At 64.5% G+C, this 7,160-nt stretch carries 7 protein-coding genes and 1 pseudogene; 4 read left to right on the top strand and 4 right to left on the bottom strand.

Features of this window, described 5'->3' with window-relative positions; genetic code table 11:
- The 3 genes and pseudogenes from WAW17_RS12250 to WAW17_RS12240 all read right to left on the bottom strand — a co-directional run.
- Positions 1 to 451 (bottom strand): annotated as a pseudogene (locus WAW17_RS12250) (hypothetical protein); the annotation flags it as partial.
- A complete protein-coding gene (locus WAW17_RS12245; protein WP_422333246.1) occupies positions 448 to 777 on the bottom strand; it encodes a type VII secretion target in 330 nt (109 codons plus the stop codon). The gene WAW17_RS12245 and the pseudogene WAW17_RS12250, both read right to left, overlap by 4 nt.
- A 163-nt stretch (positions 778 to 940) precedes the next feature.
- Positions 941 to 1,339, bottom strand: a complete 399-nt coding sequence (locus WAW17_RS12240; protein WP_422333245.1) for a RidA family protein — start codon at positions 1,337 to 1,339, stop codon at positions 941 to 943.
- Positions 1,340 to 1,434: 95 nt separating this feature from the next.
- Here WAW17_RS12240 and WAW17_RS12235 point away from each other — a divergent pair, with 95 nt between their 5' ends.
- The 4 genes from WAW17_RS12235 (at position 1,435) to WAW17_RS12220 (ending at position 6,120) form a co-directional block, all read left to right on the top strand.
- Positions 1,435 to 2,523: an Rv2578c family radical SAM protein gene (locus WAW17_RS12235; RefSeq protein ID WP_422333244.1), complete on the top strand. Its 1,089-nt coding sequence runs from the start codon at positions 1,435 to 1,437 to the stop codon at positions 2,521 to 2,523.
- A gap of 117 nt (positions 2,524 to 2,640) precedes the next feature.
- Positions 2,641 to 3,585, top strand: coding sequence for a LysR substrate-binding domain-containing protein (locus WAW17_RS12230; RefSeq protein WP_422333243.1), 945 nt, complete (start codon positions 2,641 to 2,643; stop codon positions 3,583 to 3,585).
- 454 nt (positions 3,586 to 4,039) lie between these two features.
- Positions 4,040 to 4,618 carry a TetR/AcrR family transcriptional regulator gene (locus tag WAW17_RS12225; protein ID WP_422333242.1) on the top strand — a complete coding sequence of 193 codons (579 nt, stop codon included), beginning with the start codon at positions 4,040 to 4,042 and terminating at the stop codon, positions 4,616 to 4,618.
- Positions 4,615 to 6,120 (top strand): flavin-containing monooxygenase, encoded by a 1,506-nt coding sequence (locus WAW17_RS12220; RefSeq protein WP_422333241.1) that lies wholly within the window; start codon positions 4,615 to 4,617, stop codon positions 6,118 to 6,120. Before WAW17_RS12225 ends, WAW17_RS12220 begins: the two co-directional genes overlap by 4 nt.
- A 139-nt stretch (positions 6,121 to 6,259) precedes the next feature.
- On the opposite strand, the gene WAW17_RS12215 is transcribed toward WAW17_RS12220, so the two are convergent.
- Positions 6,260 to 7,126, bottom strand: coding sequence for a carbohydrate ABC transporter permease (locus WAW17_RS12215; protein ID WP_422333240.1), 867 nt, complete (start codon positions 7,124 to 7,126; stop codon positions 6,260 to 6,262).
- Positions 7,127 to 7,160 lie beyond the last annotated feature (34 nt).

Below are 7,160 nucleotides of genomic sequence, written 5' to 3'. Positions count from 1 at the left end.
GTCCCGAGGACATGTCGAAGATGGAGGTGGGATCGAAGGATCCGAAGGTCCCGGAACCGAATGCCCGGGCAAGGTCGGTGAGTGGCTTGAACAAGGCGTCGACTCCGGGAAGCGCAGGGAGTGCCTGGCCCTGCAATAACGCGTCGACGGGATTTTCCGGCAGGGGTGGAAGATGTGGCAGGGGTGGAAGATGTGGCAGCGGAGGAAGTTGTGGCAGCGGAGGAAGTTGTGGCAGCGGCGGAAGTTGTGGCAGCGCAGGGAGTTCCGGGAGGCCGGGGGCTCCGGGGTTGCCGATCGGCGTGTCGAGAAGTGGGGCGAGCGCGGAGTCCCGCAGCCCCTCGAGGGGCGTGCTCGGCAGCGGCGTGTTCAGTGCGCCGCCGAGCGGTGATCCCTGGAGAAGATCGAGGATCGATTCGGAACCCGGAGGAGCCGGGATTTCTGGAGAACTCATGCGAGGCCTCCGAGCTGTCCGCTCGTCCACGCGACCGCGGAGGCGCTCGCGTGGTCCGTCGAGTCGTAGGAGTCTGCGGTGGCGTGGGCGGCGGCCGAAGTCTCCGCATAGTGCACCGCGAGCTCGGCGACGGACCGCGCGTGGGTGAGTTGCGCGGCGGCGAAGGAGGCGAGAAAATCGGCCCCGATGGGGCCCAGAACGGGTGCCAGTGCCGCGATGTTGGCGGCGAGATCGATTGCGGCCGCGCTGGTGATCTGTTCGGCCGCCTGTGCCGCGGTGGCGCCGTAACTTCGAATGCCGTCCGTGACGACGAAAACATCGCTCAAGATAACCCCCCCAAGGTGATAAGCGTTCGTGAGACTTTAACTCACGGCTGCGGGGTGCGCGAGCACAGGCGGGGACAGGCGACGATCCGATTCAGTTCGTGATCCGCGCGCCGTAACGGTGTCTCCTGTCTCGGCGGATGCGGAGACAGGAGACAGCGAGATCTCAGTCCGTCACCACCGCGTCGGCCTCGATCTCGATCAACAGTTCGGGCGCGATCAGGGCGCTGACCTCGAGAATCGTGGTGGCCGGACGAATTTCGCCGAACATCTCGCCGTGTGCAGTGCCCGCCTCCTCCCAGCGGCTGATGTCCGTCAGGTACATCCGGGTGCGGACGACGTCCGCAGTGCTCGCTCCGGCTTCGGTCAGGGCAGCTTCGATGCGACGGAGCGCTTCCCGCGTCTGTTCCCCGAGATCGTCGCCCCCGACGGGGCCGTCGGGGCCCGAGGCGGTGGTACCCGATACCGACACCAGCTGCCCGATGCGCACGGCACGCGAGTAGCCGATCTTGCCCTCCCACTCGGAACCGGACGAGACGTTGTTTCTGTTCGACATGTGCGTCATTGTGTCAACCGCCCCGGTCGGTGCGACCGGTGAGGGTCGTGGTGAAGGTCGGCCGCGGTCTTGACAGGTGTTAGAACACATGTTCGCATATAGGCATGAGGTGGGATGGGCAAGCGCTCGATGCCGACGACGGCGCGTTGCCGGGGCTGGAACGATCCGAGCTCGTGCGCAGTGTGCACACCCCAGAGTTCGACGGCATCACCTTTCACGAGGTGCTCTGCAAGAGTGCGCTGAACAGGATGCCCGAGGAGTCGCAACTACCCTTCCGGTTCACCGTCAATGCTTTTCGCGGGTGCTCGCATGCGTGTCGCTGCTGCTTCGCCAGGCCCACTCACGAATATCTCGACTTCGACGCGGGCCAGGATTTCGACAAGCAGATCGTGGTCAAGACCAATGTTGTGGCAGTGCTGCGCAAGGAACTGGGGCGAAAGTCGTGGAAGCGTGAGCATGTGGCCCTCGGAACCAACACCGATCCCTACCAGCGGGCAGAAGGCCGGTACCGGCTCATGCCGGGCATCATCCGGGCACTCGCCGAATCCGGGACGCCGTTCTCGATCCTGACCAAGGGCACGTTGCTGCGCCGGGATCTTCCGCTCTTGACGCTCGCGGCGCAGCAGGTGCCGGTGAGCATCGGCGTATCGCTGGCGATTCACGATGTCGAACTGCAGAAGTCCCTCGAGCCGGGCACGCCCAGTCCCATGGCGCGTCTCGACCTGATTCGAGCCGTCACCGACGCGGGACTTCCATGCAATGTGATGGTGGCTCCGGTGATTCCCTTCCTGACGGATTCGGTGCGCCATCTCGACGGACTCCTCGAATCCATCGCCGAAGCGGGTGCTTGCGGCGTCACGGCATTCCCCATGCATCTGCGTGGCAGCACCAAGGGGTGGTTCATGAACTGGCTGGCAACAGCGCATCCGGCGCTGATCCGCCAGTACCGGCAACTGTACGGGCGTGGACCGTATGTCACGTCCGAGTACACGGCGTGGCTGCGCAAGCGCGTGGACCCGCTAGTCGAGCGGTATGGGCTGGGCGCGGGTGCCCAACACCGTGACGAGGGTAAGGCAGATGACGAGGGTAAGGCAGATGACGAGGGTAAGGCAGATAAGGAAGGAGCCGGCGGCAACGACGAACGCGAGCTCGTCGGAGCCGCGCCCACGGGACCGGCGCTCACCCTCTTCTGACGTGCCCCGGACTCGTTCACTGAGCGCTCACACGTGCGGCGTGCCGTGTGTTCGTGCAGTTCACGTGCTGTTATGCCGGGTGGCTAGCCTTGTGCCACGAGGAACCGGGGAGTGACTATGGAATTCAGACATCTCGTCTCATTCATCACTATCGCCGAGGAACTGCATTTCGGAAGGGCTGCCAGCCGCCTGCATCTCGCGCAACCGTCCGTGAGCGCGCAGTTGCAGAAGCTCGAGAAGTCACTCGGGGTTCAGCTGGTCTCGAGGAATTCGCATGAGGTGAGATTGACCTCGGCGGGCAAGGAGTTCGAGGCCCAGGCGCGCCTGATCGTTCTGCAGATGGAGAAGGCCTCTCGCATCGCGAAGGCGACGGCGGACGGCCGCGCCGGATCACTGAACATCGGATACAACCTTCCGGCCAGCCGTCACGTCCTGCCGTCGGCGCTGGCCAGGATGAGTGCTGTACATCCGGATGTCGTGATCTCGTTGTGGGAGAAACGAACCGGACCTCAACTCGCCGACCTCGCCGACGGCGCGCTGGATGTGGCATTGGTGTACGGGCACCCCCGTACGGCAGAGTTCCGGTATCGGCTCGTCCTGCGGAACATTCCTCTGGTCGCCGTCGTCGGGAAGGGTCACAGCTGGGCGGGAAGAGCAGGAGTGCCGTTCGCCGAGTTGGCGAATCAGCGATGTGTGATGTTCTCGCGAGAGCAATGTCCCGCGATGTACGACTCCATCTTCACGGCGGCGTCGGACAGCAGGATTGCACTCGATGTTGCCCAGACGGCTGATGATCCGGGGGCGACTGCGCACATGGTGTCCGTCAGGCCGATGGTCGGCTTCGCGTCTCTACCACGAGCGACCTCGGCCGGTTTGGGCGTGATGGGTGCCAACTCGATGGCGGTGGAGCTTTTCGATCCGGTTCCGACCATCGATTTGTACGCGGTGTGGCGAAGCATCGAGGTGAATCCCGCGGTCTATTCCTTCCTCGACTGTGTCGAGCACCAGGACGATGTACATCGTAATGAGGGAACACTGGCCGCAATTCGACCATTGCGATAGGAATTTTCGCTCGGCTGTTCGTCTTATAGCCGTTGCCGCCTGTCAATCGACGAGTCGCGGAGATCGCGAACCACGTCATGTGCGCCGCGGGCCTCACCCGAGTGGCGCAGCTGAGGACGTCGGTCGTCCGGCTGCCGTCGCGGGCCGGCCACTCTGTTCCCGCACCGAGGAAAGACCGGTGACGCGCCGGCGGGCGCGGGGGAGGCGGGCGCCCTGCTTGGCGTTGTCGGCCGGTGCAGCGTCGACTGCCTTCGGGATTCTGTGCGGCCAGGTCGGCAACCCCTACCCGGCGCGGTCGACGCTGCCGGTTCCACCGGGCGCCACTGCGTCGTGGGGCTGGGACGTGCTGATTCCTGGGCCGGCGCGACGCGCACGGGTGGCTCGGTGTCCCTACGACACGCCCAACTTAAAAGCAGTCTGGACTGTTTGTTGGTTTCGGGTTAAGCTTCGTGCTGTGATCCGAGACACTGGGACCGAGGCCCCACGCACCCAGGTGCAGCGCACCGCCGCGACGCGCGCCAAGCTGCTCGACGCCGCGGTCGATTCCCTCGTCGAACTCGGTTATTCCGGCACGAGCACGCAGGGCATCGCAAAGCGGGCCGGCGTCTCGCGTGGTGCGCAGTTGCATCACTTTCCGACGAAGGAATCGCTCGTCGTCGCCGCAGTCGCGCACCTGGTGGACAAGCGACTCGACGAGATTCTCCGCGCCCGGCCCGACCCCGAGTTCGGTATCGACGCGCTCCTCGACGCGTTCACCGGTCCACTCTTCGACGCGGCGCTGGAGTTGTGGGTGGCTGCCCGTACCGATCCTGCGTTGCACGAGGCGATGATCCCCCTCGAACGGAAGGTGTCCGACGCGCTCCGCGTGGGGTGCCTCGAAATCATGGGTGAACGCGTCGGTCTCGACGCCATCGATCTCAGTATCGAATTGGCCCGCGGCTTCGCCGTCTCGGCACTTATGCGGACCCCGCAAACCCATCATGAGTTCCGGGAGCGACTGCTTCCGGTCTGGAAGGCATTGGTGATGAAGTGAGCCTCGACATCCTCCCGCAGCACGTGCAGACTCTCGTCGTCGGCGCCGGTTTCGGTGGCATCGGCATGGCGGCGACGCTCCTGCGTGAAGACCCGCACGCCGACGTGCTCGTGATCGAACGCGGCGACGACGTCGGCGGCACCTGGCGGGTCAACATGTATCCGGGCAGTGCGTGCGACGTCCCCAGTGCCCTGTATTCGTTCTCCTTTGCGCCCGAACCGAGTTGGTCCAAGGCACACGGGACGGGGGAGGAGATCTACGCCTACCTGCGCCGTGTCGCGCGGCAGGAGGGTGTGACGGACCGGACGGTGTTCGGCTGCGAACTCCGTGATGCGCAGTGGGACGACGAACAGGCCCGCTGGCTGGTGTCGACGTCGCGAGGTGAGCTGACCGCCGATGTCCTGGTCTCTGCCACCGGTGCCCTGTCTACGCCGTCCTACCCGGACGTGCCCGGCCTCGACACCTTCCGGGGCGCCAAGTTCCACTCGGCGGAGTGGGACCACGATTACGACCTGACGGGCAGGAGGGTGGCGGTGATCGGCACCGGCGCCTCGGCCATCCAATTCGTACCCGCCATCGTCGATCAGGTCGACCATCTCACGCTGTTCCAGCGCACCGCGTCGTGGGTCATGCCCAAGCACGATCACACCATCGCGGCTCCGGTGCGCGAGCTGTACAGGCGGTTTCCGGCGGCACAGAAACTCGTCCGGGGCGCCGTCTACGGGCAGAAAGAGTTGTACGTCATCGGAATGACGAAGCCCTTCGCGCGCAAGTGGCTCGTCCCGCTGTTCGAGCGGCGAGCGCTGTCGATCCTGCGCAAGCAGGTGCCCGATCCGGAACTGCGGCAGAAGCTGACTCCCCGGTTCACGATCATGTGCAAACGGATCCTGCTGTCCAACGACTGGCTGCCGACGATGACTCGTCCCGACGTCACGGTGGTGGCGTCTGGGCTCGCCGCGGTCACCGAGACAGGAGTCGTCGACGACACCGGATCCGAGCGTCCGGTCGACGCGATCATCTTCGGCACCGGCTTCACGCCCACGGAACCGCCTGTTGCGCACCATATCCGGGGTGTGAAAGGTGAGACGCTGGCCGAGCACTGGGGCGGCAGCCCGTCCGCGCATCTCGGGATATCGGTGCACGGCTTTCCGAATCTCTTCCTGATGTACGGGCCGAACACCAACCTCGGTCACAGTTCGATCGTCTACATGCTCGAATCCCAGGCCACCTACATCGCGGATGCTCTGCGCACCATGCGCAACCAGCATCTGTCGGCCGTCGAGGTGACCGCCGCGTCGGTCGAACGGTACACGGCTGAGCTCGACCCCGAACTGGCTGGTACGGTGTGGAATTCGGGTGGCTGTCACAGCTGGTACATCGACGAGAAGGGCCGCAACTCTGTGATGTGGCCGACGTTCACCTGGAAGTTCCGGGAGCGCACCAGGCACTTCGATGTGGAGAACTACACCACCCGGCCGGCTACCGAGAGGATCGATGCCTGAGCCGTCCGACCGGCACAGGCGCACCCTCCTCGTCCTCCAACCCTGCCGATTCTCGGCAGGGTAGGAGTCGACGGTTGCAGGGATAATTCCGTGAGGTCACCGGCGAGTGAGTGCGTGGAGTGGATGCGTGGGGTGGGGACTATTTGAGGCCGGATCGAACGAAGGCATTGACGATGTGCCGCTGCAACACGATGTAGAGGACGAAGACGGGCAAGCACGCGAGCCCAGCGACGGCCATCATCGGGCCCCAGTCGTCGCCCTCGGTTCCCATGAAGCTGCGCAGACCGAGCTGGAGTACGGAATTGCTCCGTTGCAGCACCACTGCGGGCCAGAAGTACTCGTTCCATGAATTGATGAACAGCAGGATCGACAGTGCGGCGAGAGCAGGCCGCTGGTTCGGCACCACCACGGTCCACAGGATCGACCAGGAGGAGCGCCCGTCCAGCTTCGCCGCCGCTACCAGATCTTTCGGAAAGCTCGCCATGTGCTGGCGAAGCATGAGAACCCCGAGTGCCGAGCACAGCGTCGGCACGATCACTCCGGCGAGGTTGTTGATCAATCCCAGCTGGTACAGCAGCACGTAATTCGGAAGCATCGTCACCTGGAACGGCACCAGCCACGTTCCGACGAATGCCAGATAGAGCAGTCCCCGAAATCTGAAGGTGTACATGGCGAACGCGTAGGACGCCAGCAGTGCCACCAGGAGCTGACCGATGGCGGACACCAGCGCGACCCCGAACGTATTGGCAAGCAACCGGAAGACATCGACCTTCTCGGCCGCATCCACATAGTTGTCGATCGACAACGGCCACGGTACGGGGGTGAGGGAGAGTACGTCGCCCGGCTGCCGCAGGGACGTTGCGAACAACCAGTAGATCGGGAAGGCGCAGACTGCCGCGATCGCGGCGAGTACGAGATGACCACGGAGTCGCCGCCCTCGCGATTCGAGCGTGCGATCGATCACCGGTTCGGGCGCAACCTCCACCGTCGGCGCGCTAGTCGTCATGGAACGAGATCCTCTCCGAGATCCACACCAGAAC

The sequence above is a fragment of the Rhodococcus sp. (in: high G+C Gram-positive bacteria) genome, assembly GCF_049286785.1.
In the GTDB taxonomy this organism is placed as follows: domain Bacteria; phylum Actinomycetota; class Actinomycetes; order Mycobacteriales; family Mycobacteriaceae; genus Rhodococcus_F.
This window is presented reverse-complemented; position numbering and strand designations above follow the sequence as displayed.

Bases quoted from the DNA above. Each gene is read 5' to 3' on its own strand.
- WAW17_RS12240 (WP_422333245.1), bottom strand. From the start codon at position 1,339: ATGACGCACATGTCGAACAGAAACAACGTCTCGTCCGGTTCCGAGTGG.
- WAW17_RS12235 (WP_422333244.1), top strand. From the start codon at position 1,435: ATGAGGTGGGATGGGCAAGCGCTCGATGCCGACGACGGCGCGTTGCCG.
- WAW17_RS12230 (WP_422333243.1), top strand. From the start codon at position 2,641: ATGGAATTCAGACATCTCGTCTCATTCATCACTATCGCCGAGGAACTG.
- WAW17_RS12215 (WP_422333240.1), bottom strand. From the start codon at position 7,126: ATGACGACTAGCGCGCCGACGGTGGAGGTTGCGCCCGAACCGGTGATC.